Consider the following 23,652-nt stretch of genomic DNA (forward strand, 5'->3'; position numbering starts at 1 on the left):
AGAAGTGGGCAGATCTCATGGCCACCAACGGGCAGTTCTACTGGCCGTCAGCGGGCAGTTCCGTGGCCGCCTATGGGCAGTTTGGCATGGCCGCTAACAGAAGGTCAAGCGCGGGCGACGAAGCATCAGACAGCCGCGTGCGCTGCAGTACCTGCCGGTGGGATCGACTTGTCATCTAGGTGGCGAGCCGCTCTCCCCGCAACACTCGAGACGTCGGCGGGTCGACATCGGCCAAAGCAATAGTGTCGAGTCATGGTCCCTCTGAGAATCCCAGTTCTGGAAATCGCCTGCGACGAATCTGGAAATGAGGGAGAGAATCTGTTTGCGGCGGGCAGCACGGTCTTCGCGCACGCGAGCACCTCCCTGTCCGAAGCGCAGGCTAAGACGATCATGGACCGCCTGCGTCATGACACGGGCTCAAGCGCCAATGAGTTGAAATCCTCAACGTTGTTGAAGCCCGTCAATAGAGACCTCATGGAGTGGCTCCTCAGTGCAGATAGCGGCCTGGTTGGAGCCGGAATCGTCCATTTCAGCGAGAAGCGCTATTTCCTCGTGGGCAAGATTATCGATCTGCTCGTTGAGGAGGTGCTTCACGAACGCGGCGAGGAGGTTTATCTCGACGGACGGGCTCGGCGAATGGCCCTTCGGCTTTATCGAGATGGGCCCGCTGCGCTCAGACCGCATTGGGATCCCCTGGTGGAGTCCTTCAACTCGATGATTCGGGCGAAGCAGCGCAAGGGTATCAAGGCCACAGCAGCGGACTTCTATGCGAATGTCGACCTGGCACGCGCCGCCCGTACAGACTCGGCTGTGTCCCACATCCTCAGACTCATTCATGCGGCCCGCCCGGAAGCGGAGGACTTCGTATCCCGGGCACAGCTGACGGCGGTTCACTTCCTGACTTTGGACCCTGTGCTCGCTGCAGTCTCACAGGCACCCCGGACGTGGTTCGAGAGGACCGGCGCGCATATCCGCGTTGTCCACGACAACGCACCGTCCCTCACTCCGTCCCGCATCGCAACCATCGTCTCTGAACTGAATAACCCGTCGATGCCCGAGTTTCCGTCAGTGCCGCTCGAAGGCATCTCATGCGTCGATTCTCTCAAAAGCCACCGCGTGCAAGTTGCGGACCTCCTTGCCGGTGTAGGACGGCGTCTCGCCGAGGAAGCACTAGCCTCCCGCCCCGATCCGCTACTGATTCAGTTGCGTCCGTTCGTGGATCGAGACTCCATTTGGGGTGACGACCCCAGCTGGACGGCCATTGTGGGCGTGCCCCTACCCTGACGCCTCCAATCGCGCGCAAGGGATTGCTGACGATTGATTGACTCCAACGCTGTGAGGATTTCGATTCCCACGGACGGATGTTCATCATGCCGAAAGCTTTTCCGTGAAGCTGTGTGTCACGCGTCCGGCAAATTGCAGAGATCAGATCGGATTGGCCATTGACAAGAGATCGTCACCTGCATCGAAAAGGCCTACCACCGGCGACGCCAATGACGGCTCGGCTCCGTGACGGCCCGGAACGCCCGTTCGCGAGAATCGTAGTAGCCCTCAATCAGTTGATCCGGACCGATTTCGTCGAAGTGCGCCCACTGCGCAGTCAAGGCCTGCTCAAGCGCCTGCCGGGCAACGGCAACCGCTTCGCGAGAGCGTCCGACACGATGTAGGACCACGTATGCGCCCGCGTAACGAATCGCCTGCGCACAGATGCTATACACCGCCTGGAACTCCATCTGGTGCTCTACAGCTACTTCAAATGAATCCGCGTCATGCAGCCGCCGCTCGCGGTCCTCAATGAATGTCAGCCACGCCTCGATGGTAGGGAGAGTCGGGCAGGGAGTGGTCACCCCAGCAGCATGCGGCGTTGTCGGTGCAGCAGCGCCCTAAGCAAGTATCGTCCAATGTCCCCAAGAGATGAGCGCACTCGGGCGTCCCCGAGTGCATGTACCCTAGCCCTGTGAACGTGCCCGAGTCCTTACCCCAGGTGTTGATCTTCATCGCCATGCTGGTCCCGGGTATCAGCTTCGTCACCGTGCGCACTTGGTTCGTCGGATGGCGATCTCCGGACTACGGCGCCGGGTCTCGCATCCTCGAATCGCTGTACGTAAGCGCGATCTTCGTCATCGTGTATTCGGGGCTCGGTCTCGCAGTATTCGGTCTGACCAGCGAGCTCACGGGGATGGTGACTCTCGGTTCGTTCGAGAACTGGGTTACGGATGGTTGGCGGGGCACCCCCGCTTGGTGGATCGGTCTCCTTGTAGTTGCCCTGCTCGTCGGAGTTCCTGGCGGCGTCGCCGCACTGATGAGTTGGAGTCGCATCGCGACCGAGGTGGACGACGACGGGAAAGTCACGCACAAGCGGCGGCGTGTCAACCGTAACCAAGCAGTGCCACGCGCTTGGGACATGGCTGCTTACGGTGCTGAGACACCTCGATTCATCCGCGTGAAGACCGCCACAGGGGTTTATATCGGCGGCTGGTACGACGTCGAGGGTTACATCAGCACCTACCCCTACGAACGCGATGTTTTCATTGCGCATCAGTGGCGGATGGGTAAGCGGGGCCAGTTTCTCGAACCCATCGTGGATTCCCTCGGTGTCTGGGTGCCCATAACCGACGACTGCCATGTGGAGTGGATCGCCGCTCCCGCCGCCTCAACCTGAGCAACAAGAAGTAGGAGCATTCATGCCGAACAAAGGGCAGCAGTCGGAGCCATTGTCTAAGGGAAGCTCGCCTCGTCGTAGTGGCGAGGGAGCGACGCCCACGAACGGCAGCAAGCCGAACCACGCTATTAAGCCACCCACTAGTGGGCCATCCGGCGGCGCCGGCGACTCTGGCGCGTCGAAGAAGTAGTTCGTGGTGACCAGCAAAGGTGGGGCGGAGAAGCAGAAACGGCCGACGAACAGCGATGGCCAGTTCGGTGCGCGTCCGGCGGTGGCGAAGCCGCAGACAGCAGCCAAGCCCCCGATGCAGGGACCAAAGGGAAGCGCGGGAGATTCAGGTGCGCGACGGCGTTAGCCGAGCAAGCGGGCATTCGCTTGACTGCCCAGGTAGAACTATGCCGTCGTCGATCACTGTCCAGACCGCAAAATGCAGAAGGTGCATCGGACGGAAGCTGATACCCCGAAATCTCTGGGCAAAAATCGCCTAAACCGCGGACAAATACTCTACACTGGCCACGCACCTCAACGGATGTTGAGTGGCGAATGGCACCGCACGACCGTGCGTGGCGGAATTTGTACTGCGGAGAAGGCCCGAACCGTCCGACGAACAGTCGACGGCATCGAGAACCCTGCGCGGTCCTCGTAGAGATGAGAAAAAATGAACAACGTTGCAGCACGAAACTCACGTGTGGAGATGGCCGCGATTTCCGAAGCGAAGCGCAGCATGATCCTCTACACCGACCTCACACCCTCGAACCCGGAGGTGGACCTGGGCATTGATCTGCTCGGATTCCGTCCCTTCCCGTTCGCGGCATACCCGGTCCAGGTGAAAGGCACGACGAGTGGCATGAAGGTCTGGCAGCAGTACGCGCTCCAGCCGACGGTCCTGCTGTACGTCATCAACCCGATGAGCCCTGACACCGAGACGTTCGTCATGACCGGGGAGGACGCCTGGAAACTGCCGATGCGCTACGTGGACGCCGGCGGCAAGGCCAGCGACTTCCACGCAGAGAACTTGAACCACTACCGGTGGCCGAAAATCACATCCCGCCTCTCCGACATGCTGCACGAGCACTACCTCGACGACAACGAGACCTGGACACGTGTGCTCGACGATATCGACCGGGGGCACGCTCAGCAGCGGTTGACGCGACGCGTCTAACGCCAGCCACGAGAACGGTTCGCCGGAGCGGCGGCCACGGATCAGGTCCGCGGTCTGCCGCTCCGGCGAACTCGTTAACTCCCCCTAAATGCTCGACGTCGGCCGAGAATGGCTCTGGTCGGTCCGCGTCGACTGGCCGAACAAATCAACGCCATCACAGACAGATTGACGGTGAGCGCAAAACCCGACGGTCATCGCGGCTCCAATGCCCGGAACGCCTGGTGCACAGGGTGAGTTCGTGTGCCCGTCCTGCAGGCTCGTCCGCATGTCGGTCTCTCGCCCGGGACTCTCGGCACTAGCCTGAGTCTCATAAGCACGCGGCAACGCTGGGCCCAATCTCTGGCTCGGTGACTATGGCGTGAGGTACGTGGGGGAAGTAGAAACGCATGGCGAACAACAAGCCCGGTTGCGGCGCGATCCTGTTGCATACAGTCCTGACTCTCGTCACGGGGGGTCTCTGGTTGATCGTGCTGGTCATCCGCGCCCTGCTCAAGTAGGCAGACTCCCTTCCGCTCATCCGCAGAAGACCCGCGCACCTGCGTGGCGCTTCGCCGGGTCAGGACTTCGGAAGATCAGGCGGGGCGAATGGGGCACCCCGAACCCGACCAGCACCGCGCGTCACGGGCAACGAATTGCAACAGTGAGGTATTTCAAGTGTTCAAACGGATCATCACAGCTGGGCTGGTATTGGCGTTAACGCTGTCCGTCGCGGCTTGCAGCAGTGAGACACCTCTCACCGCTGATCAGGCACGCATGCCCGCATCTTCAGCAGACTTCGAAGACGAAAAGTATCAAGATGTGGTGAAGGCTCTGGAACACGTCGGTTTCGCCAATGTCGAGACGAGAGCATTGGGTGACTTGATATCCGGTTGGCTGAACAAGCCCGGATCCGTCAAAGAGGTTGAAATCAATAGCGTCGCTTCTTTCGAGCAGGGCGAGGTCTTCCAACGCGACGTCACGATCGTCGTTTCCTATCATTCTTTCCCTGACGATGCGGAAGAGCCTTCGGAGTCCGCACCTCCGTCTGAGGAGCCGTCTGCCAGCCCCGACGCCGCAGAAGAAGTACTCACTGTGGAAAACAGTCCAGATCTCGCAGCGTTTCTGGCTCTGACGGACAATTGCAGCGCCGCGAACGCAGAATTCGCGACCAAATACAAGGACAGAACTATCGCATTCGACGGAAACATCAGTGCGATGCAAAACCACGGCAGTTACGAAACTCGATATGACTTCTTGATTGCGCCAGGAGATTACAGCGAGACAACCATAATCGGGCCCTCTTTCCAGTTCAGGGATGTGGCTCCCACAATCGACCTGCATCTCACCGGGTCCAACGGTTCAGACACGATAGGCGTGGGTGACAACCTTCACATCACCGCTCGAGTCGACTCCTTCGACAGCACCCCCTGCCAGTTCCTTCTCGAGCCGATCTCTACAGAATTCCGGTAGAAGCAGGGGCTCAAGCGTGCAGATCAAGGCATTGCAGTAGCGAGGCTTGCTTGCCTCCCTTCACATTTGGGGTCGAAGCGTCGGTGCACCGTTCGGGCTCGGTCTGGTTTCGTGTTGAGCCGGGTGTCCCGTGCAGCTCTCATCACCAATGTGCGCCCTCTGGATAGGTGTCACCCTCAGTCTTGTTGGCGGACCATCGACCCTGTCGACCCCAAACTAGTGTCTGTCGGCGACGCCTCGAACCGCTGTAGCCCTCTCAGCTGTGCCTCGCCGGGATCCCACACAGTTAGGAATCTGATGTCAGACGACTTTGATCCGACCACCTTCTACCAGCAGGGAGCCGCAATTTCTGGCACGCCGATCGGGACACCCCTCGTTCGAGAACGGACCCACGAAGAGATCGTTCGCAGCCGACTTTCGTGGATTCAAGCGGGGGTCTGGGTCATCGCATCGGCCGTGATCTTGAACTTCGTTATTGGCTTCAATATTGGATTCTCGGCTACGTACCGCTGACATCGCGTTGTCACATTGGTTTCAAGCGCGGGTGCGGGGAGTTCGGATGATTTCCGCTCCCCCGCCCTGTGCGTCGCCGCTGAACTTGAACGCGCAGCGGTCGTTCACTCGCCGTCGAGAAAGTAGTCGTCTCCAGGCTCCCTGTTTTCGGGCTCGTTTCGCATCGTGACTATTCGGCCGAGTTCCTTGGCGACTCGATCCACTGCCGTCGTGTCAATCAATTCAGTTCGCGCCATTTTGAAGAACATCTCTCCTGCCTCGACTTGAGATCGGCGCACCGCGAACGGTTCGTGTCCGATGGCCACCGATAGCGAAAAAGAGCTGACGATTCCCACGATCACGGTCGGCTGGCCTGAATGTACTGGCCACCCAGATTCGGCATCGCGAAAGTAGAGCTCACCAAACGACTTGACGAGGTCAAGCCCGGTCATCGGAGTGTCACCCTCAGTTAAATTGCGGGGTGCTTTCCAATTCGCGAAAGGCTGGGGAGTATTAAGTTGCGAGATGACCAGACTGCTATCGCCGAGGTCACAAACGAGCACAGGCCCTGCATCGATCTCGAAGTAAGTTCCTCGTTCTCTTCGTCTCTCCGCGGCACGTTCTGCAGTGGCTAGGTTAGTGAACAGGGGCTCTGACGAGTTGAACTGGTTGATCGTTGTGCTGTGCCAGGCATTTCGCCGCCGTGTCAGCATGTAACCGACAGATCGTCCAGTCGTGAGAACAGAGCACCCAAGCAAGTGGTCATCTCGTTGAGGCGACACAGGCGCTATCAGCATTGGACAGTGCTCCAGCCAGAATGATGAAGTGGCCATCGACTAGATCCGATCACGAGCGCCCCCCCTGCAAGATGATGACGAGCGCGAACCTGCTGCAGCTTGTTTACGCCGCGCGTTCTGTTCACGCACTGGGATAAATGCACAGATATTATCCGAGCGTAGCGCCCTTCCGGCGGTTGCAGCCCTCGCAAAGGAGCTGGAGATTCCGCATGGTGTTGGAACCGCCCATGGCCAGGGGAATGATGTGATCGAACTCAAGATTGGTTTGCATGCCGCATTCGACACATCGACCATGGTCGCGCTGCCAGACCACGACTTTGACGTCCTGCGGGATAGTGATGCGAGGCACTGCGCTGTCCAGCTGGTGTGTCATCGCCTGTAGGGCGTGGGCTTTTTCCAGACGCAGCCTTCGGCGATTTGCATCCTCACTGACAAGCGCCATCACGTCGTCTGAATTGAGCTCTTGATCAACTGTTGAGTATATTTTCATCTCGTGGATCCAGAAGATGAGGTGTTCGTGGGCCACCCCAGCTGACTCTCTGATGAGTTGACTCGGCCTATCCCGACTTGCTGCTGACTCTTCGACAAAACCAAATGAGCTTCGGTTCAAGGAGGAACCGATGGGAACGCGCCAGAGGTAGTGACCTTCTGGTGCTGATCTATCCTTCCGAACGGTCGCGTTGACGACATGATGAAGAATTGCAGCCATGCTCGAAACAATAGCGCGGGTCGTTGGTACGTCTTTAGCGGCCCGAGCTAATCCGTGGACGCGGCTGATCCAGGTGCTCGCCAGTCTCTGCCCGGTAGCGCAACTCAACCTAATGGCCTGATTCGAAGAGAAGAGCCGCTGACGTGTGATGACCTTCGATACGATTCGTATCGTGAGGCCATTAGACGAGCCCAGGCTGAGGTGGTGCTCAGCGGCGGCGTTTAGGGAAGCCTTCCACCCGTCGGACGACTGCGGCGGTTTTCACACCTGTTCTACAGCCTGGCATCTGCTCGAACTTGTTCGAGAGCAGCAAAATTACATCGAGGTTTGCGAGTCACTTCGAGGACGTGGGTGGGTTCGGCCGCTACCGTGGCGATGGCATGTTGCCCAACGTAAATGGGGCGCAGGGGAGTACGCGAGCTCACGGACGGGCACACTAGGGTGGCCGCGGCAATCGAACTTGGCATGGTCCTCCCGCTCGTTGAGGCTACGTTCGCTGCGATCGCAGATGACTCGGCCCGCTGGAAAGAAGGTGACCATATCGCACTTACTATCGGCGAGTCCCTGTCCGACTCGACGCACGACACGGGAATGGAAACCCCGGCGGCCTAGCTGGTCGCTCCTGTGTCCGAAGTAGGCTGGCAAAACCGCACTCGTCCTTCACTGCAGCTACCGCGTAATTCCGCGTGTCCGGGGTTGGCAATTTGTCCGGACTGAGCTGTCACGTGACAACATTGTGTCGTGTGACACGCTAGTTCGGACTTTTGCCACCTAGTTCGGACAACCGCGATCAAATCGGAACAACTTCGGCTTTGCAGGCCGCGCGTAGCCGCGCCATCGGCCCGCGACTTCCGCTGGAAGCCAAACCGATCACTCGATCGTTAGGTGCGTCAGATTCGCGCAGGGATCCAGTAGAGGCGCCGATGGCGAAGGTGGCGAGTAGCGCTTGATGGTAGCGGCAGTCCGGCGAGTTGGTGTGATATTTCGTGACATCGTGGACACTAAATCTCATCACTTCGCGGACGCTGAGTCTCATAGCTTCGTGCACAGCTACCGCCCTGGCTCACCGAGCACTGCGGGGAGATCGGCCGCCCTCCCACTCACCCGCCGGGCCTTTCCCGAGTGGTTAGGCTGGATTGCTGTTCTTTGTGCGATCACATCCCTGCTCTGCGGCTTCGCGGTAGTGCCTGCGGAGGGACCGCTCTCTCCGACGGGGTGGCTGACAAGCGTCGCCCGGCTGGTGCCTGTCCTGTTCTACGTGCCGGCCGCGGAGTTACTGATGTCCAAACGAGGCCGCACCGACTGATGGTTCTAGCCACAATGGCCGTTTCGAGGACTCCACAGAAACCCTTGGGAGCGTAATCATCAACGCCAATTGGTCGGGAAAGGTAACCGTGCGGGCAAGTTAAGATCCTGCACGATCTGGGGAATGCGTCGCTGGCCCACCAGATGGGTCCAGCGGCGTGCCGGGTAGGACAGTCGGACTATGAAGTAGTTGACGCGTTCCTGGTTCCCTCGCAACACCCAACCTGGCGGGCCGGCATCGGTGAGTTCTCAACCCGAAGCCGTGGCGTTTCTGGTCTGCCGATGACTAAGCGCTCAAGTTGCCGATGCGTTCCATCCACGTCTCGGGGATACCCAAAGCGGTGAACCCGGACTTGAAATACAAGCCGTGCGCATCATCGGTCGAGAGAGCGATGCGCCGCAGACCGAGCGGCTCGCACACTTCCAGGACTCCCGCGATGAGGACCCCGGCAATGCCGAGGCCGCGAACCTCGGGGTCGACGAACACATCGCAGAGCCATGCAAAAGTCACTCCATCCGTAATGACCCGGGCGTAGGCGACTTGCCTCTTCGATTCAGTGTCGTAGACGCCGAAGTTTCGTGAGCCGTCTATGGCTGCATCCTGCCTGGCACGTGACCTCCCGGGAGCCCAGTAAGACTGGCCGCTGATCCAGCGGTGCACCTGGTCACGGTCTATATCTGCAACGTCGGCTGAGAACCGATACTTCGAATCCATCCCCCCATCTAATCGGTATCAGGCGGACTGGGCCCGACCAATCGCCGGGCGGTGCCGAGTTTCACCGCAGAACCTTCAGTTCACCACCGATGCGGCTCAATTCCGGCAGCGGGAGGTAGTACGCGGACGTGTAGCGCGCGTGGTCGCCCATGAGAGCCCACACGGAGCCGCGCCGACGGCCAGGGTGCGGTTCCACCCTCGTGTGATCCTGCCTGGCCAGCTCGGTGAGGATCCCCGAAACGACCTCCTCATGCGTGCAGAGAACGGTGCCGGTGCCGCGGGCGTCCTCAATGAGTTCCATTGCCCTGTCGATCGGCCCGTCGGACAGATGGGGAGAGACGTCCACTCGGAGAATTTCGCTGCGCGCAAGCGGTTCAACCGTTTCGATGCACCGCGCGGCGGGCGCGGACAGAATCCGGTCAATTTCAAAAAACGCGCTAAGCGCCCGGAGCGAGAGCGCCATGGCCCTGCCCTCCGGCGCGAGGGGCCGGTCCTCCTCGGCCAGGCTCCACGTTTCTCGCGGCATCGCCGCGGCACCCCGCACAAGCAGCAGCATCCGCTCCTTGGCTGGAACGGGCGAGATGCCCAGATGCCCGGCCAGCATAAAGCCGAGGGCCAGGGCAACGGATCGTTCCCTCGCCTGTGTCAGCGTGCGCACGGCCACCGGCAGGGTGAGCCAGCGGGCGGCATCCACCTCGTCGTTGACCGTGAAGACACCGGCCTGGACTGTGGCGGCCCAGAAACGGACAGTCTTGACTCGCCGCCGTCGATCAAGGTAGACGATATTGGGCAGTTCCGCACCCGGCCGGCAGTCGAATCCGGTTTCCTCACGCACTTCGCGGAGAGCACAGTCCTGATCGGACTCGCCGGGTTCCGCTTTGCCTTTGGCGATCGACCAGTCGTCGCGGCTGCGCCGGTGCACAAGGAGGACCTCCAGATTGCCGTCCGGGCCGATGCGCCAGGGAAGGGCGCCCGAGGTCCTCGTCCACGTTCGATCCATCGTGCCTGAGCCGCTCATGGTCCTGTTCCAAATTCAGTTGACAACGGTGTCATACCAACCGCGGTCGGCAACGGCTTCACCAGCCGAGGGATGTCAGGCGCGTGCTGAATCCCGTCGAGCCGACTGTAGAGGCCGTTGGCGGCGACCAGCTCACGATGACTGCCTGTTTCGACGATCCGACCGTGGTCAAGAACGTGGATGACGTCCGCGCGACGGAGAGTGGAGAGCCGATGGGCGATCACAATCACGCTTCGGCCAATCATCAGCCGGTCGAGGCCCCGCATGACGTATTGTTCGGAGATCGCGTCCAAGCCCGACGTCGGCTCATCAAGGATCACGATAGGTGTGTCGCGAACCAGCGCACGGGCGATCGCGATGCGCTGGCGCTGGCCGCCGGACAGGCTCACCCCCCGCTCGGCCACGGGGGTGTCGTAGCCCAGCGGCAGCGTTCGGACGAATTCGTCGACGTTGGCAACCTCCGCGGCAGCGAGCACCTGCTCGCGAGTGGGGTGGTCCGCGCCGTAGGCGATGTTGTCGTAGATGGTGCCTCGAAACAGGATCGAGTCCTGCAGAACCATGGAGATCTGCTTCCGAACCGTCGCGAGCTGCAGGTCCCGGACGTCGATGCCATCCAGCAGAACGGACCCGTGGGTGACGTCGTACAGGCGCGGAATCAGACTGACAACCGTTGACTTTCCCGCGCCGGTCGGCCCGGCGATCGCGACCATCTGGCCGGGCTCAACCCGAAGGTTGATCGCGTGCAGAATCTCGGAACCGGCGTAGCCGAAGCTCACCTCCCTGAGCTCGACCGCGCCTTTCAGCCGCGGGGCCGGCCTGGCGCCGGGGCGGTCCACAATTGCCGGGGCCGTGCTGAGGATCTCGAGCAGCCGTTCTGCGCTCACCTGACCCCGGCTGATGACCGTGGTCAGCTTGGCCAGTTCCTTCATCGGATCGTAGAGCGCCTTTAAATAGGCGAGGAAGACCAGCAGCAAACCCAGCGTCATCGTGCCGTCCAGCACCCGGCCCACACCCACCCAGAGAACGAGGACTGTTCCGAGGACAACGATGACATCCACCAGTGGTGAGAGCGCCGATTGGAGTCTGACCAGCCGCAGGCCCGCGTTCATCCGTGCGATATTCCGATCCCGGAAGTCGGCCTCATGGCGCCCTTCGCTGGTTGATGACTGCATTGCCCGCACCGAGGAGAAGGTCTCCGTCATTGCTGACGCGATATCGCTGTCCTTGCTTCGTGCCGCCCGTGAGGCTGACTTCACTCGCGGCCGATAGACCAGCACCGTGGCGAACAGGAGTGGCGCGACGGCAAGCGCAATCAGTGCGAAGGCAGGGTCCACGACCAGACAGATGGTCGCGATGAAACCCAGAATCAGGACGTTGGGCACGAGCACCGCCATCATCGAGATGATCATGGTGCGCAGGTAGTCAACGTCCGTCGTCGTTCGAGTGACCAGGTCGCCCAGGCGTTGTTTGTCGTGGAAAGACAGCGACAATCGCTGAAGGTGGGCGAACACGTCAACCCGGATGCTGGCCGTGATCCTCTCCCCGACGCCATTCAACAGCCGTGACCCGAGGTAGCTGGCGCCGGCGTAGATCAGGGTGAACACCAGCAGCCCCGCGAGTGCGACGGTCAGCAGTTGCAGGCGGTCCATCCCTTCGGCGCCGAAGACCCGCAGCAGGGCGTTCTCCGGGGGCTTGCCCGAGGATTGGAGGACGTTGTCCACGACTACTTTCAAGGGCCAGGGCAACGCCACCTGCATGACCGCGGCCAGAATAACGAGGCCGACGCCCCCGGTCAACGCCCAGGCTCTCGGCGCCATGGAATGCCGGAACCGCCACAAGGGGATAAACACGAGGAGCCTCCTTCTTAGCAACCTGCCCACCCAGAACGAATAAAATGAGACTTCCTCCGCTCTGAAGTTATCCGGATCGTCCGGATCGTCCAACCCCGGCCCACATCGCCCGTGTAATGGCAATTCCCCGAGTGCTCCACAAGCACCCCGCCGACAGTGGGTCCCCGCTGAAGGTTCGAAATATGCGGCCCAAATTACACGCACGGATATCTCTGTCGTCGATACCCTGAACGCATGGACATCCAGGTCAGACGCTGGTACGCGGGCTCAGTCATGGCCTGGGCAGGGATCCTCATTCCGTGGTCGGCCCTCGTCGTTTCCTGCACTGTGCTGTTGGGTCGCGGTGCACACATGACGCTCCACTTCGAACCCACCGGGGAGGAACTCGCGGAAGCTCGGACGGGCAACCTGCTGATTCTTGGCGGCTCGATCGGCCTATTCGTCGGTGCGGGCTGGGCGCGCTTGATGCACGTCCCGCTATGGGCCTGCATTCTGGTCGCCATCCCGGCGGCTCTGGTTGGGGGCCTCACCTTCTTCGCGGGAAACACACTTTTCCCGCAACTGAGCTACTTCCTGGCGGTACCAATTGCCGCTACTGCCCTCATTAGCGTTCTGATCCTCGCACGGCCCGTCCACCGTGCTCCTCTACCGCCTGAACCGAGATCATCGAACGCAACCCTCTCGTGAACCCGTGCAGATCCAGTCTCCGGATACCTCGAATCGTGTTCGGCAGCTGCCGTTAGTCGCTCACGGTGCGCTCGGGGCTGAGATCGCGGAGCATGACGAGCTCCCGCTGGCCACCCGGGAGCAGATCGCCGAGTTCGTCGGAGACGGTAAAACCGTTTCTTTCGTAGGCTCGTCGGGCTTCGACATTGTTCGGCCTCACGGACAGGGCCAGCGTCGCCGCGCCAGTGCTCGCTGCCCAGCGTGCGATCGCAGTAATGAGCGCAGTGGCGACACCACGACTGCGAACGGCGGGGTCGACCCACATTGAGATGAGCTCGGCGCGGCTGCCGCGGTCCGTGGCCGGGGTACCAGTGGCCATGCCGACAGGAGCGCTCCCGTCGACGTCGACGGCCAGGAGATTGATCGATCCCGGGATCGACAGGCGTTCACGCCAGCGGCCATCCGGCGCGTCTGCCCAGTCTTGCAGGCGTGAGCCAAAGGCGCCGGGCGCGTCGGTCAGCGCCGCGATCCGCACCGACCGCCAGGCCCGCCAGTCGTCGGCGGATACGGCGAGCAGCTCGATAGTCATGCCCCGACCATACCGACTGGTGCGACGGCGTGAGGAACGACAATCACGATGAGGCGCTTCGCGAGTGGGGCCGGCTCGATCTGGGGCGTGCCAGAGTCCGCGTCGAGCGGCTTAGCGTCGGGGTGCGATCTCAGGTGGCGGCCACTTCCAGGCGGTCAGGGCAATGGCGACGAGGAGTATCACTTCGATGAAGCTACCGAGGAAGTAGTAAAACCACGTTTCGCCGATGGTCGAACCGATGATGGTGATTATGTAGAGGACGCTAACGACGATGTTGACGGTCCGGTTGACTCGTGGTTTGAGCACGAGTGACAGGACCACCATCAGGGCCGGAAGCAGGATGTAGATCAGGGTGAAGATGAGGAATACCTGGTTGATCGCGAATCCCGTGGTCGCCACCTTGCCATCCAGCGCAGCGTTGAGAACATCAGCGCGGAGAAACCCGAAGATATCCACGTAGGCGAACACGAACAGTATCGCGATCCACAGAGCGCAGAGCACGAGTTTCACATCGACTTTGGTATCTCGGTACTGCCTGGTTGATGTCGTGGTCACGGGGATCTGATCCTCTCGTTGGGCACCACGGGCGGCGACGCCCGAAGAGTCGCCCCGAGGGTTGCCTCAAGGGCGGCCATCTGCATGGTCTCACAAGGACGAGTGCTCGGCGAGGGGACAAGGGTCCCGCCGTGGAGGTTCCAAACGGCCGGGGCGTAAGCCACTTATCCCGCATGGTGGCTGAACCTCCAGGCGCATCCGAAGGCTCGGGTCCAGCTCGCCGACGGGAAACGGCAGGTCGTCGCCCACGCCGCGACGGGAGCGGAGCGGGACCGGCTATGGGCCCGGTGGCGGTCGCTGGACAAGGACCTCGACGGGTACGCCCGTCGTAGGCCGACGGAGACGGCCGTGGAGGTCTTCGAACCGGTGACGTGAGCGACTCCCTTGGCGGACTAGGGCGTCCACCACGGCCGCAGCGGCAGGTCGACGTGTTGTACGTCTCCGTGGGTGACGATGAGGCCGGGGTTGTGCGTCGCGGTGGGTGACGATGGGGTTGTCGACGTCGGCGGCGTCATCGTGACGAGCAGCGATGGTCTCGGAGGAAGGCTCGGGCCGGGGTCGTCGCGTTGAGCCTGGCCGGGCTGGTCGGCGCGGTGACGGCGGCCGCCACATCCTCAACACGAGGTGGCCCCTTCCCCGGCCGGGTGTGGTAGTCAAGAGTTGCTGGCATGACCTTGTGGCAGCAGAATGGAGCCGGACGCGATGATCGTGGTCGCCTCGCCGGAGCAGGCCGAGGCCCTGCTCGACGCGGGGCAGCTGGGCTGTCCCGGTTGTCCCGGGGCGTTACGCCCGCACGGGTATGGCCGCATCCGCAGGGTGCGCAGCCTCGGCGAGGCACCGGTCACGGTGCGACCCCGCCGTGCCCGCTGCTTCTCCTGCGCGGCCACGCACGTGCTGCTGCCCGCCGGACTGGTTCTGCGCCGGGCAGACACGGCCCAGGTGATCGGCACGGCCCTGGCTGCGAAGGCCCGCGGCGACGGGCACCGCACGATCGCGGCCCAGCTGGGCCGCCCGGTCTCCACGGTGCGCCGCTGGCTGCGGCGGGCGCGGGAACCACACGCCGACTGGTTGCAGGAACAGGGCGTGCAGCACGCGTACCGTGCCGATCCTGACATCCTGAACCGCGACCTGGTCTGGCCGACTCCGCTCGGGGACGCACTGAATCTCCTCGCCGGCGCGGCGCTGGCCTGCCAGCAGCGTTGGGATTCCCCGCTGCCAGTGTGGACGCTGATCGGCATGTTCACCCGAGGCCGGCTCCTGCCCCCACCCTTGCGCACCTGAGATCCAGCGCTGGGGCGCTCTCGCGTGCCCGAACACCGCCGTCATCGTGACGACCACGACGATCCCCGCCGTCACCGCTGACGACCACCACGTCACCGTGCCGACCACACCCCCAAAACTCATCGTCAAACTGGATGAAGCCTCATCGTCATTCAACGTGACGGACAACAGGTCGACGCCGCCACCGGCATCCGGCTTGACCGCCAGCACCTGGTGAAGCTGGATCCCACCGGTCTCGAAGGCGAGCCTCGACCCAGCCATGTACAGGCCCCACACCTTCGCCGTGTGCAGCCCCACCTCGGCGACCGCCTCATCCCAGTGCTCGACCAGATTGATGCACCAGTCGCGTAGTGTCATCGCGTAATGGGTGCGCAGGTTCTCCTCGTGCATCACCTCCAGCCCGACATCCTGCGCGGCGCTGATGATCTGGCCCGAGCCGGTGAGCTCGCCATCCGGGAACACGTAGCGGTCGATGAACCCGCGAGGGGACGCTTCGGATCGGTTGTCCGGCCGGGTGATGCAGTGGTTGAGCAACAGGCCGCCGGGACGCATCCGTGACTGCAAAAAATCGAAGTACGACGGATAGTTGCGCACACCGATGTGCTCGAGCAGCCCGATCGACGACACGGCGTCGAAACCGGTCTCTTGAATGTCTCGGTAGTCGCCGAACCGGACCTCGGCCAGACCTGTCAGGCCCTCTGCGGCGATGGCCCGCTGCACCCAGGCGGTCTGCTGTTCCGACAGCGTCACGCCGGTGGCCTCGACGCCTCGGCGAGCGGCATAGCGCACCATGCCGCCCCAGCCGCACCCGACGTCGAGCAGCCGATCACCGGGCGTCAGCCGCAGCTTCTCGACAACCAGCCGGCACTTGTTCTCCTGCGCCTCCTCCAGCGATGCGTCCGGGCGCGGGTAGCACGCGAAGGTGTAGGTCATCGACGGCCCGAGCACCCACTCATAGAAGGTATTCGACACGTCGTAATGGTGGTGGATGGCCTCGGCATCCCGGGTCTTGCTGTGCCGCAGTCCCCCCGGCGACGCGGCGCCAGCGCGGCGGCCCTTCCTGGGCGGGCGGCGCGATCGGGCGCAGGTTCTCCAGACCGATGGAACGGATGATGGTGGCCATCACTCGCGGCGGCGGCAGCTTGAAGACGAGGTCGCCGGCGAGGGCCCTGAGGAGTTCGTAGGGGTCGCCGGGGTGCACCCCGTGGACCTCGAGGTCCCCGGCGATGTACGCGCGGGCCAGGCCCAGGTCTCCGCGGCCGGTTGCCAGATAGTAAGTACCCCGCGGCGTTCTCAGCTCCAGTCCGAGCGGGGCGTCGGGCGGGCCCGCCGAACTCCCGTCGTAGGCGGTGAATCGGAGTGGAAGCTGCCCGCCGGTGAGGATCTCCAGGATCTCGGAGAGGGTGAGTTTCCTCGTCTGGTTTCTCGGCACCGTGGACCAGAAGCCGACGTTGACGTAGGTCTCCTGTGGCCGGATCGGGTAGAGCGGCCAGCCGCTGTGGCCGCGTAACCGCAGAGGGCACAACCAGATCGGCTGGATCGGCACGGTGTCGAGAAACCAGCCGAGGAAGTCTGCACATCGCTCGATCGGCACCTCGACGTCCTGCACGACGCGTTCACGGGGCGGGCGGTCGTGGAGGCGCTCGATGCGATCACCGATGTGGAATCGTTGTTCGTAGCGCATCAGTTTCGAGTAGAAACCGCTGCTCCGAAGCGTGCGCGGCCAGAGCGCTCGGATGCGTGGCCGCTGGGCGCCGAACGCCTCCGAACACCAGAACCAGTCCGTGTCCCACCGCCACAGATAGTCGTGGATCGTGAGCCGGTCGTGCCTGATGCCGAAATCGTGTTGGATGGAGAGGTAGTAGATCTGTTGGCCGGTGTAGTCGCTCACCGGCCCGGGCGCCGCGGTCTGCGTGCCCACACAGAGGCAGCTCTCTTCGGCGCTGAACACCACTCCGTCGAGGTAGTCCACGCGAGCTCCGTCCAGCACACCGGTTGCGATGATGGCATCCGTCGCCGCGACCAGGTCAGCGAGCGCGTGGAACCGCAGATGCCGGAGCTCGACGAACGGCGCCACCGGCTCCAGCTCGATTCGAAAGCGCACCGCGTAGCCGAGGGTGCCATAAGAGTTCGGGAAGGCGCGGAAAAGGTCTGCGTGCTCGTCGGGCGAGGCGGTGACCTCTTCACCCGCACCGGTGAGGATGTCCATTTCCAGCACGGACTCGTGCGGCAAGCCGTTGCGGAACGAGGTCGACTCGATACCGAGGCCGGTGACCGCGCCGCCGAGGGTGATCGTCTTCAGCTGCGGCACGACCAGCGGCGCCAGCCCGTGAATCAGAGTCGCAGTGACGAGACTCTCGTAGGTGCACATGCCGCTCACGTCGGCCGTGCGCGCATCCGGGTCCACCGCGATCACTTCCTTCAAACCCGAGGTATCGAGGCCCCTGGCGTTCGGCTTCGTGCGTGACCGGAACAGGTTCGAGGTGGGCTTGGCGAGTCGAACGGACGCCGTCGGCGGCACCGCTCGATAGCTCTCCAGAAGGCGCTCCACGCCGGCAGCGTGAGCGGTGCGTCGATCGCGGAAGGGGACACGCGTTCAAGCTAGTCCTCCGTCAGTGCGGCCGCGCCGGCCGATTGAACTTTGGAACCGAATCAGGTATCCGTCGGGATCGGTGACGAGGAACTGACGCACACCGGCTTCCTGGTCGGCCATGCGGTACCACTCGGTCTCGGGCTGCATGAACAGCGAGACGTCGGCTTCGCGCAATGCCGCCAGGATCGGCTCGACGTCGGGCACGGCCACCTGAAAGTTGACGCCCCGTCCGTAAGGGACCTGGAGCGGCCCCGTGATCCAGCTTCTCCCGACGTCGGCCTGTTCGAGCATCAGGTGGGCCATTCCCAGGGTGATGTACGCGAAGCTTTCGTCCGGGCGGTCGTACCTAATCTCGAAGCCACAGAGCGCACACCAGAATCCGATGCTGGCTTTAATGTTCCGCACAAAAAGTTCCGGCACCAGCCCTGGGTCTATCCCGGTAGTCATCCAGTTATGGTGTCATGCCGTCCTGATCGCACGCGTTTTCTGCGACCCGGAGCTCGTCCGTGTCTCTGGCCGAGACCCGCGCCCACGACTTCCAATCGACAAAGCCTTGACAAGGGAAATTCTCAGGTAGGCGAAAAAACCGTTATCATTGCTAATGATACGTGTTACTCGACACGATCTGCTCTGCTCGCCAGAACCGTCGTGCAGAGCTGCACCATGCGGGAATCACATCTCTCGCGTCAACACCCTAAGGAGCCCCAGGTGGCATCGAAACCCGCTGCAGACATAATTAATAGTATTGGAGGGGCCGACAACATCGTCGGCTTCACCCACTGTGCCACCCGACTGCGTTTCACGCTGAAGGACGCATCGGGGATCGATCAAGCGGCCGTTGAGGCGATACCCCTGGTCTTGGGTGCGGTTCCGCAGACGGGCAACCGCTACCAGGTTGTCATCGGCGGAGCAGTCGAGACCGTTTACAACGACATTATGGCGCTTCCCGAGATGAAGAATCACGGCACGGGCGACAGCATTGCCGATGTGAAGGCCGCGGAGCGCGCGAAGGGCCCCCGCGGAAAATTCGCCGCGCTCGACACCTTCTTCGAGATCCTGTCCGACTCCTTCCGCCCGATCCTGGGCGCGCTGCTGGGCGCATCCCTGTTCATCACGTTCATGGCCTTGATGGCAACCCTCGGCGTCATTCCGGCCTGGAACGCCCCGGGCGTGACCCTCGACCCGTCCTGGCAGTTCATCAACCTGATGTGGCAGGGCGTTTTCGTCTTCCTGCCGCTCATGGTTGCCTACAACGCTTCCAAGCGGCTCGGCGCCGACCCCTGGGTCGGATTCGGAATCATGGCCGTCGTCATGTTGCCGGGCTTCGCCGCTCTGGGACAGACGGCAGGTGCAGAATCCGTCTTCGGCGGCCACGCATCCGTCGTTCAGATCTTCGGACTGCCGCTGACCGTCACAGACTACAGCTCGCAGGTTTTCCCGCCGCTGATGATGGCCGCTGTGCTCGGTCTACTGACGAAGGGTCTCAAGAAGATCATTCCGTCCAGCGTGCAGCTGATCTTCGTGCCGTTCCTCAGCATGCTGATCATGATCCCGCTGACCGCCTTCCTGATCGGCCCGATGGGCGTCTACGGCGGTGCCGGTCTCGGTAACTTCCTCAAGTCGATCAACGATTTCTCGCCGTTCATCTTCGCGGTTGTCATTCCGCTGGCCTACCCGTTCATGGTTCCGCTCGGCCTGCACTGGCCCCTGAACGCGATCATGCTTCTCAACATCCAGTCCCTCGGCTATGACTTCATCCAGGGCCCCATGGGTGCATGGAACTTCGCGTGCTTCGGCGCAACTGCCGGCGTGCTGTTCCTCGCCATCCGTGAAAAGGACCGCCTGATGAAGCAGACGGCAACGGGCGCGCTCGCGGCCGGCCTCCTCGGTGGCATCTCTGAACCGTCGCTCTACGGAATCCACCTGCGGTTCAAGCGCATCTACCCGCGCATGCTCGTCGGTTGCCTCGTCGGTGGCGTCATCATCGGCCTCGGCGGTGGCGTGAAGACAAGCGCATTCGTCTTCACCTCGCTGTTGACCATCCCCGCGTTCGACAACATCCCGCTCTATGCGGGTGCCGTCGCTGCATCCTTCATCACCGCGATGGTCCTCGTGATCATCTCCGGCTACAAGACTCCCGAGCAGAAGGCGGAAGCTTCCGCTGCGATCGCCCTGGCCGCTGAGTCGAATGAAGACGCGGCATTTGCCTCGAACGCTGCAGCACCGGTTGTTGCCGGTGGCACCGGCACGGCGACCGCAGTCGCCACCCTGCTGGCAACGATCGGTTCACCGGTCGCCGGTATCGTGGTTCCGCTCGCCGACGTTCCCGACCCCGTGTTCAGCAAGGGCATCGTCGGAATCGGAGTCGGAGTGGATCCGACCGAGGACACCGTCTATGCACCCGCTGCGGGCAAGGTCGTCGTCGCTCAGCCGACCGGTCACGCTTTCGGCCTGCTGCTCGACAGCGGTGTGGAACTGCTCATTCACGTGGGCATCGACACCGTGAACTTGGCCGGCAAGGGATTCGACGTGAAGGTAGCCGCGGGGGACCGGGTTGAGGCGGGCACTCCGCTGGTGACCTTCGACCGCAAGGTGATCGAGGATGCCGGCTACTCGCTGGTGACCCCGGTCCTGGTGACGAACCCCCGCAAGTTCGGCTCGATCGACGAGGTATCCTCTGGTCAGGTGACGGCCGGAGCCCCGCTCATCACGGTCGCTGCCAAGTAAGACAACTCAGTAGGACACCCCCAGTCAAAAGGTGGGCAGAGAATTCTCTGCCCACCTTTTGCTGTCTAGACCGGCGGTGGTTCCGCGACAGGCGCTTCAGACTCAAGCCCACGGATGAATGTGGCCGGCTCGGTCAGGAACGGCCGCCCGCGCCTGTGGATTTTCTCTCCGACTATCCTTTGTAGGGAGCGGCCGCCAGAATCTCGATCTGAATGCCGGCTCTGGCCGGGGTGTCGTAGGTGACGATGTCGCCGACCCGGCTTCCGATGATGGCCTGGCCGACCGGGGACGACGGGGAGTAGACATCGACTCCCACGTTAGGGTCGAGTGCAACGAGTTCCCGTTGGCCGAGAAGAAAGACCGTGGCGCGGGTGTCCCCGGAGATCATCGCCGTGATCCTCATCCCGGGTTCCACCAGGCCGTCATCCGGTTTGATCGAGGCTTCTGCCTGACTGAGGGTCTTGCGCAGTTCGCGCACCCGCTCGAGGGTGGCGCGGTCGGGATTGGGGTGGGTGGCCAGGCGCGCGAGTTCCTCCGTCAAGTGAGCGAGCGCGTTGGGTGGTATCCAGACTGATTCGGCGGTCATGGGTTGCTCCGTAACTTCGAACTTCGCGAACGGCCATTGCTCCGCGCAATGATGAATGCAACAGGCTACTCGCGTGAGGCGTGATCCAGGCGGAATCGGCCTGAGTGGGCGTGTTCGTTCACGCACGCCGTTGGGCCGCAGCACCCCTGTCGGGTCCGCCGAGCCGTGAGCAGATCTCCTTAAAGCTTAAGAGAAGGGGGCGAAAGTCACGGCTCGGCGGAGATTTGGCTCAGGTCGACCAGAGGCCGGGCACGACGACCACCAGGCGGCATCGCGGACAGCGATGACAGGACTCGAGCCCCTCGGCGGTGTCCACGCCGTCCTCCGTCATCTCGACGCCGCAGGCGGGACAGGCCAGCCCATCACCGTCGAACCCGATTTCTGTCATCCATCCAGTGTGCGCCACTCCGCTGTGCCGGACGCGCGGGCTTTTGCTCGCGGCGGTGTCACGGCGCACCTTATGGGCGCCGGCGCACGTTCTATGCTGCGCCGGCGTCCACAGGGTGCGCCGCGAACCTGGCTCCGCCGGGACGCTCGCCACCCGGTAGACCTCCCAGCCGGTCGCGTCGAGCTCGGACAGCTTCTCCGCGGTGATGGGCTCACCGAAGGGCATCCCGGCCTCCGCGAACGACGGGCCAGGCCAGGGGCAGACGGCGCGCCATCCGTCATGGTAGATCGCCCGGTGGCCGAGCATCTCGAAGTACTGGGTGTGGTGCCGGGTGGGCGCCGACTGGTCGTTGAGCGTGTCGACGAAACTCACCCCCTGCAGGGGCGACTGGGTGACGCCCCTGCTGGTGGCCGGGGGCTTGACCTCGAGCAGGTCGAGCAGGGTGGGGACCATGTCCTCCGGGGTCTTCGGCGGGTCGACCTGGTGGTTGTCGTAGACCAGGTCTGGGTACCACTGACTGGTATCGCCGCCCAGGAAGCCGTAGAAACGTTCGAACCCCCGGGCAAGCGGCCACCGGGTGTACGGACCGGCGGCGGTCTCCTGGTTGCTCGGCGTCAGGTGCCATTTGCCCACCATGAAGGTGTTGTAGCCCTGCTCGAGCAGCATTTCGGAGAGGAATCCGTTCTCGAACGGGATGACCCCGTCGTAGCCGGGGTACCCCGAGGCGAGCTCGGTGATCGCGGCCATGCCGTTGCTGTGGTGGTTGCGCCCGGTGACGATGCACGAACGGCTCGGCGAGCACAGCGCCGTCGTGTGCATGTTGTTGTACCGCACCCCGGATGCCGCGAGGGCGTCGAAGTTCGGTGTGGCGATCGGGCCGCCGTAGCAGCCGAGCTGGCCATAGCCGGTGTCGTCCAGCACGATGGTCAGCACGTTCGGGGCATCTTTCTTCGCCCGGATGGGCGCCGGCCAGGCCGGACTCGACTCGTCGGTCGTTCGGCCGATCACGCCGGGGAACGGCGTTCCGGGCTCGTATTCCACAATTCCCATGACATCCTCCAGGTCGCTCGAGACCAGGCGCGGCGCCAAGACTGAGACATCTAGCAGGGTTGCACGCGGGGAAAAGGTGTCAAGTGGTTACGGCGCTTCTGGACCGGCGGCGGCCTCGTCCCCTTAGGCCGCTCGGATGAGCATCCTTGCCGGCGTCTTCGTCGCCCTCGCCGCCATCCTGCACGGCTACATCTTCCTGATGGAGAGCGTCTGGTGGACCAGACCGGCCACCTGGAAACGCTTCAACTTGACCAGCCAGGCGGATGCCGACACCACCCGTTCCCTGGCCTACAACCAGGGCTTCTACAATCTGTTCCTCGGCGTGGGTGCGGCCATCGGCCTGGTCCTGTACTTCAGCGGCGAGACTGCCGCCGGCGCAGCCCTGATCCTCTTCACGACCGGCGCGATGGTGCTCGCGGCCACCGTGCTCACCACGACCGGACCCGGCTACCTACGGGCGGCGCTCATCCAGGGCACGCTGCCGCTGATCGGATTCGTGCTGTTCGCGTTGGCGCGCTGAAACCGGCCCCGCGCTCCCCGGCGCGCGCCGAGTTCGCCCGTTCCGGTCGAGTTCGCCTCGCACGCCGGTCGAACTCGACCGCAAGTGTCGAACTCGGCGGGGCTCGCAAGCGAGCCGGGGTACTGAGCGAGCCTGTCAGCCGGCGAGCACCCCGTAGAGCAGCGGCGAGAAGCAGTCCACGAAGACCACCGCGTTGACGATCACGCTCCCCCAGAATGCGGAGCGGAAACTGGCCTTCTGGGTCTTGTGGCGCAGCGTCTGCTGAGCGACGATCGCGCCGGGCCAGCCGCCGGCCAGCCCCAGCAGGAGCAGAGTGCTCTCCGAGACCCGCCAGCGGCCGTTCTGTGCGGCGGACTTGTCCACCGCGTAGAAGACGAAGCAGGCGACGCTCACGACGAGGTAGAGCCCGGCGACCCAGAGCGGCACCGGCCGGTACAGGCCGACGACCAGGTAGATCGCCAGGAACGCGGGGATGGCGAGGTAGGAGACGGCTCCGGAGTTGGCGCGGGAGCGCATCCGTCGCCGCCTGGTCTGCATG

General features: G+C 63.0%; 23 protein-coding genes and 1 pseudogene. 10 read left to right on the top strand and 14 right to left on the bottom strand.

The features are described 5' to 3' along the window. Nucleotides 1-252 precede the first annotated feature (252 nt). On the top strand, nucleotides 253-1,284 hold the full coding sequence (locus E3T37_RS15275) for a hypothetical protein (protein ID WP_134368132.1): 1,032 nt from the start codon (nucleotides 253-255) through the stop codon (nucleotides 1,282-1,284). Between the two features lie 191 nt (nucleotides 1,285-1,475). Here E3T37_RS15275 and E3T37_RS15280 read toward each other — a convergent pair whose 3' ends face one another. Next, nucleotides 1,476-1,847 (bottom strand): hypothetical protein, encoded by a 372-nt coding sequence (locus E3T37_RS15280; RefSeq protein WP_134368133.1) that lies wholly within the window; start codon nucleotides 1,845-1,847, stop codon nucleotides 1,476-1,478. 110 nt (nucleotides 1,848-1,957) lie between these two features. Between E3T37_RS15280 and E3T37_RS15285 the strand changes: the two genes are divergently transcribed. The 4 genes from E3T37_RS15285 to E3T37_RS15300 all read left to right on the top strand — a co-directional run bounded on the left by E3T37_RS15285 (nucleotide 1,958) and on the right by E3T37_RS15300 (nucleotide 5,786). Beyond that, on the top strand, nucleotides 1,958-2,662 hold the full coding sequence (locus tag E3T37_RS15285; RefSeq protein ID WP_134368134.1) for a DUF6338 family protein: 705 nt from the start codon (nucleotides 1,958-1,960) through the stop codon (nucleotides 2,660-2,662). Between the two features lie 694 nt (nucleotides 2,663-3,356). Then, a complete protein-coding gene (locus E3T37_RS15290; RefSeq protein ID WP_134368135.1) occupies nucleotides 3,357-3,824 on the top strand; it encodes a hypothetical protein in 468 nt (155 codons plus the stop codon). A 654-nt stretch (nucleotides 3,825-4,478) separates the two neighbouring features. After that, nucleotides 4,479-5,273, top strand: a complete 795-nt coding sequence (locus tag E3T37_RS15295; protein WP_166806120.1) for a DUF4839 domain-containing protein — start codon at nucleotides 4,479-4,481, stop codon at nucleotides 5,271-5,273. Nucleotides 5,274-5,570: 297 nt separating this feature from the next. Further along, nucleotides 5,571-5,786 carry a hypothetical protein gene (locus E3T37_RS15300; RefSeq protein ID WP_134368137.1) on the top strand — a complete coding sequence of 72 codons (216 nt, stop codon included), beginning with the start codon at nucleotides 5,571-5,573 and terminating at the stop codon, nucleotides 5,784-5,786. A 104-nt stretch (nucleotides 5,787-5,890) separates the two neighbouring features. On the opposite strand, the gene E3T37_RS15305 is transcribed toward E3T37_RS15300, so the two are convergent. The 5 genes from E3T37_RS15305 to E3T37_RS15325 form a co-directional block, all read right to left on the bottom strand. After that, complete coding sequence (locus E3T37_RS15305) at nucleotides 5,891-6,217, bottom strand: hypothetical protein (protein WP_134368138.1); 327 nt, start codon at nucleotides 6,215-6,217, stop codon at nucleotides 5,891-5,893. Nucleotides 6,218-6,710: 493 nt separating this feature from the next. Next, nucleotides 6,711-7,271 (bottom strand): HNH endonuclease, encoded by a 561-nt coding sequence (locus E3T37_RS15310; protein WP_134368139.1) that lies wholly within the window; start codon nucleotides 7,269-7,271, stop codon nucleotides 6,711-6,713. 1,591 nt (nucleotides 7,272-8,862) lie between these two features. Further along, nucleotides 8,863-9,291, bottom strand: a complete 429-nt coding sequence (locus tag E3T37_RS15315) for a GNAT family N-acetyltransferase (RefSeq protein WP_134368140.1) — start codon at nucleotides 9,289-9,291, stop codon at nucleotides 8,863-8,865. A 61-nt stretch (nucleotides 9,292-9,352) separates the two neighbouring features. Beyond that, the gene (locus E3T37_RS15320) at nucleotides 9,353-10,309 is read right to left on the bottom strand and encodes an NUDIX domain-containing protein (protein ID WP_134368141.1); all 957 of its coding nucleotides are present in this window, start codon (nucleotides 10,307-10,309) and stop codon (nucleotides 9,353-9,355) included. Next, a complete protein-coding gene (locus E3T37_RS15325) occupies nucleotides 10,306-12,159 on the bottom strand; it encodes an ABC transporter ATP-binding protein (RefSeq protein WP_134368142.1) in 1,854 nt (617 codons plus the stop codon). The genes E3T37_RS15320 and E3T37_RS15325 overlap by 4 nt, the downstream gene beginning before the upstream one ends. Nucleotides 12,160-12,393: 234 nt before the next feature. Here E3T37_RS15325 and E3T37_RS15330 point away from each other — a divergent pair, with 234 nt between their 5' ends. Next, nucleotides 12,394-12,846 (top strand): hypothetical protein, encoded by a 453-nt coding sequence (locus tag E3T37_RS15330; RefSeq protein WP_134368143.1) that lies wholly within the window; start codon nucleotides 12,394-12,396, stop codon nucleotides 12,844-12,846. A 52-nt stretch (nucleotides 12,847-12,898) separates the two neighbouring features. Here the strand turns inward: E3T37_RS15330 and E3T37_RS15335 are convergent, their stop codons facing one another. Together E3T37_RS15335 and E3T37_RS15340 are read right to left on the bottom strand one after the other, a co-directional pair. Further along, nucleotides 12,899-13,414: a GNAT family N-acetyltransferase gene (locus E3T37_RS15335; RefSeq protein WP_134368144.1), complete on the bottom strand. Its 516-nt coding sequence runs from the start codon at nucleotides 13,412-13,414 to the stop codon at nucleotides 12,899-12,901. 111 nt (nucleotides 13,415-13,525) lie between these two features. Further along, a complete protein-coding gene (locus E3T37_RS15340; protein ID WP_241975851.1) occupies nucleotides 13,526-13,969 on the bottom strand; it encodes a DUF6326 family protein in 444 nt (147 codons plus the stop codon). Nucleotides 13,970-14,149: 180 nt separating this feature from the next. On the opposite strand from E3T37_RS15340, the gene E3T37_RS15345 reads away from it, so the two are divergent. After that, nucleotides 14,150-14,344: a nitroreductase/quinone reductase family protein gene (locus E3T37_RS15345; RefSeq protein ID WP_134368187.1), complete on the top strand. Its 195-nt coding sequence runs from the start codon at nucleotides 14,150-14,152 to the stop codon at nucleotides 14,342-14,344. Between the two features lie 327 nt (nucleotides 14,345-14,671). Further along, the gene (locus E3T37_RS17870; RefSeq protein ID WP_134368188.1) at nucleotides 14,672-15,250 is read left to right on the top strand and encodes a helix-turn-helix domain-containing protein; all 579 of its coding nucleotides are present in this window, start codon (nucleotides 14,672-14,674) and stop codon (nucleotides 15,248-15,250) included. Nucleotides 15,251-15,517: 267 nt separating this feature from the next. Here the strand turns inward: E3T37_RS17870 and E3T37_RS17875 are convergent. The 3 genes and pseudogenes from E3T37_RS17875 to E3T37_RS15365 all read right to left on the bottom strand — a co-directional run. After that, nucleotides 15,518-16,222, bottom strand: a pseudogene (locus tag E3T37_RS17875) (class I SAM-dependent methyltransferase); the annotation flags it as partial. Next, entirely contained in the window at nucleotides 16,203-17,801 is a 1,599-nt protein-coding gene (locus E3T37_RS17175) for an FAD-binding oxidoreductase (RefSeq protein ID WP_241994583.1), read from the bottom strand. The pseudogene E3T37_RS17875 and the gene E3T37_RS17175, both read right to left, overlap by 20 nt. A gap of 45 nt (nucleotides 17,802-17,846) precedes the next feature. Beyond that, nucleotides 17,847-18,290 (bottom strand): VOC family protein, encoded by a 444-nt coding sequence (locus tag E3T37_RS15365; RefSeq protein WP_134368146.1) that lies wholly within the window; start codon nucleotides 18,288-18,290, stop codon nucleotides 17,847-17,849. Between the two features lie 261 nt (nucleotides 18,291-18,551). On the opposite strand from E3T37_RS15365, the gene E3T37_RS15370 reads away from it, so the two are divergent. After that, nucleotides 18,552-20,570 carry a glucose PTS transporter subunit IIA gene (locus E3T37_RS15370; RefSeq protein WP_198416058.1) on the top strand — a complete coding sequence of 673 codons (2,019 nt, stop codon included), beginning with the start codon at nucleotides 18,552-18,554 and terminating at the stop codon, nucleotides 20,568-20,570. A gap of 172 nt (nucleotides 20,571-20,742) precedes the next feature. Here the strand turns inward: E3T37_RS15370 and E3T37_RS15375 are convergent, their stop codons facing one another. Together E3T37_RS15375 and E3T37_RS15380 are read right to left on the bottom strand one after the other, a co-directional pair. Then, entirely contained in the window at nucleotides 20,743-21,156 is a 414-nt protein-coding gene (locus E3T37_RS15375; protein WP_134368148.1) for a GreA/GreB family elongation factor, read from the bottom strand. A 229-nt stretch (nucleotides 21,157-21,385) separates the two neighbouring features. Beyond that, nucleotides 21,386-22,594 carry a sulfatase-like hydrolase/transferase gene (locus E3T37_RS15380; protein ID WP_134368149.1) on the bottom strand — a complete coding sequence of 403 codons (1,209 nt, stop codon included), beginning with the start codon at nucleotides 22,592-22,594 and terminating at the stop codon, nucleotides 21,386-21,388. A 136-nt stretch (nucleotides 22,595-22,730) separates the two neighbouring features. On the opposite strand from E3T37_RS15380, the gene E3T37_RS15385 reads away from it, so the two are divergent. Then, nucleotides 22,731-23,114 carry a DUF1304 domain-containing protein gene (locus E3T37_RS15385; RefSeq protein WP_134368150.1) on the top strand — a complete coding sequence of 128 codons (384 nt, stop codon included), beginning with the start codon at nucleotides 22,731-22,733 and terminating at the stop codon, nucleotides 23,112-23,114. Between the two features lie 135 nt (nucleotides 23,115-23,249). Here E3T37_RS15385 and E3T37_RS15390 read toward each other — a convergent pair whose 3' ends face one another. Continuing rightward, complete coding sequence (locus E3T37_RS15390; protein WP_134368151.1) at nucleotides 23,250-23,651, bottom strand: DUF1294 domain-containing protein; 402 nt, start codon at nucleotides 23,649-23,651, stop codon at nucleotides 23,250-23,252. Nucleotide 23,652: the final 1 nt, after the last annotated feature.

Source organism: Cryobacterium sp. TMT2-10 (genome assembly GCF_004403075.1).
Taxonomy (GTDB): domain Bacteria; phylum Actinomycetota; class Actinomycetes; order Actinomycetales; family Microbacteriaceae; genus Cryobacterium; species Cryobacterium shii.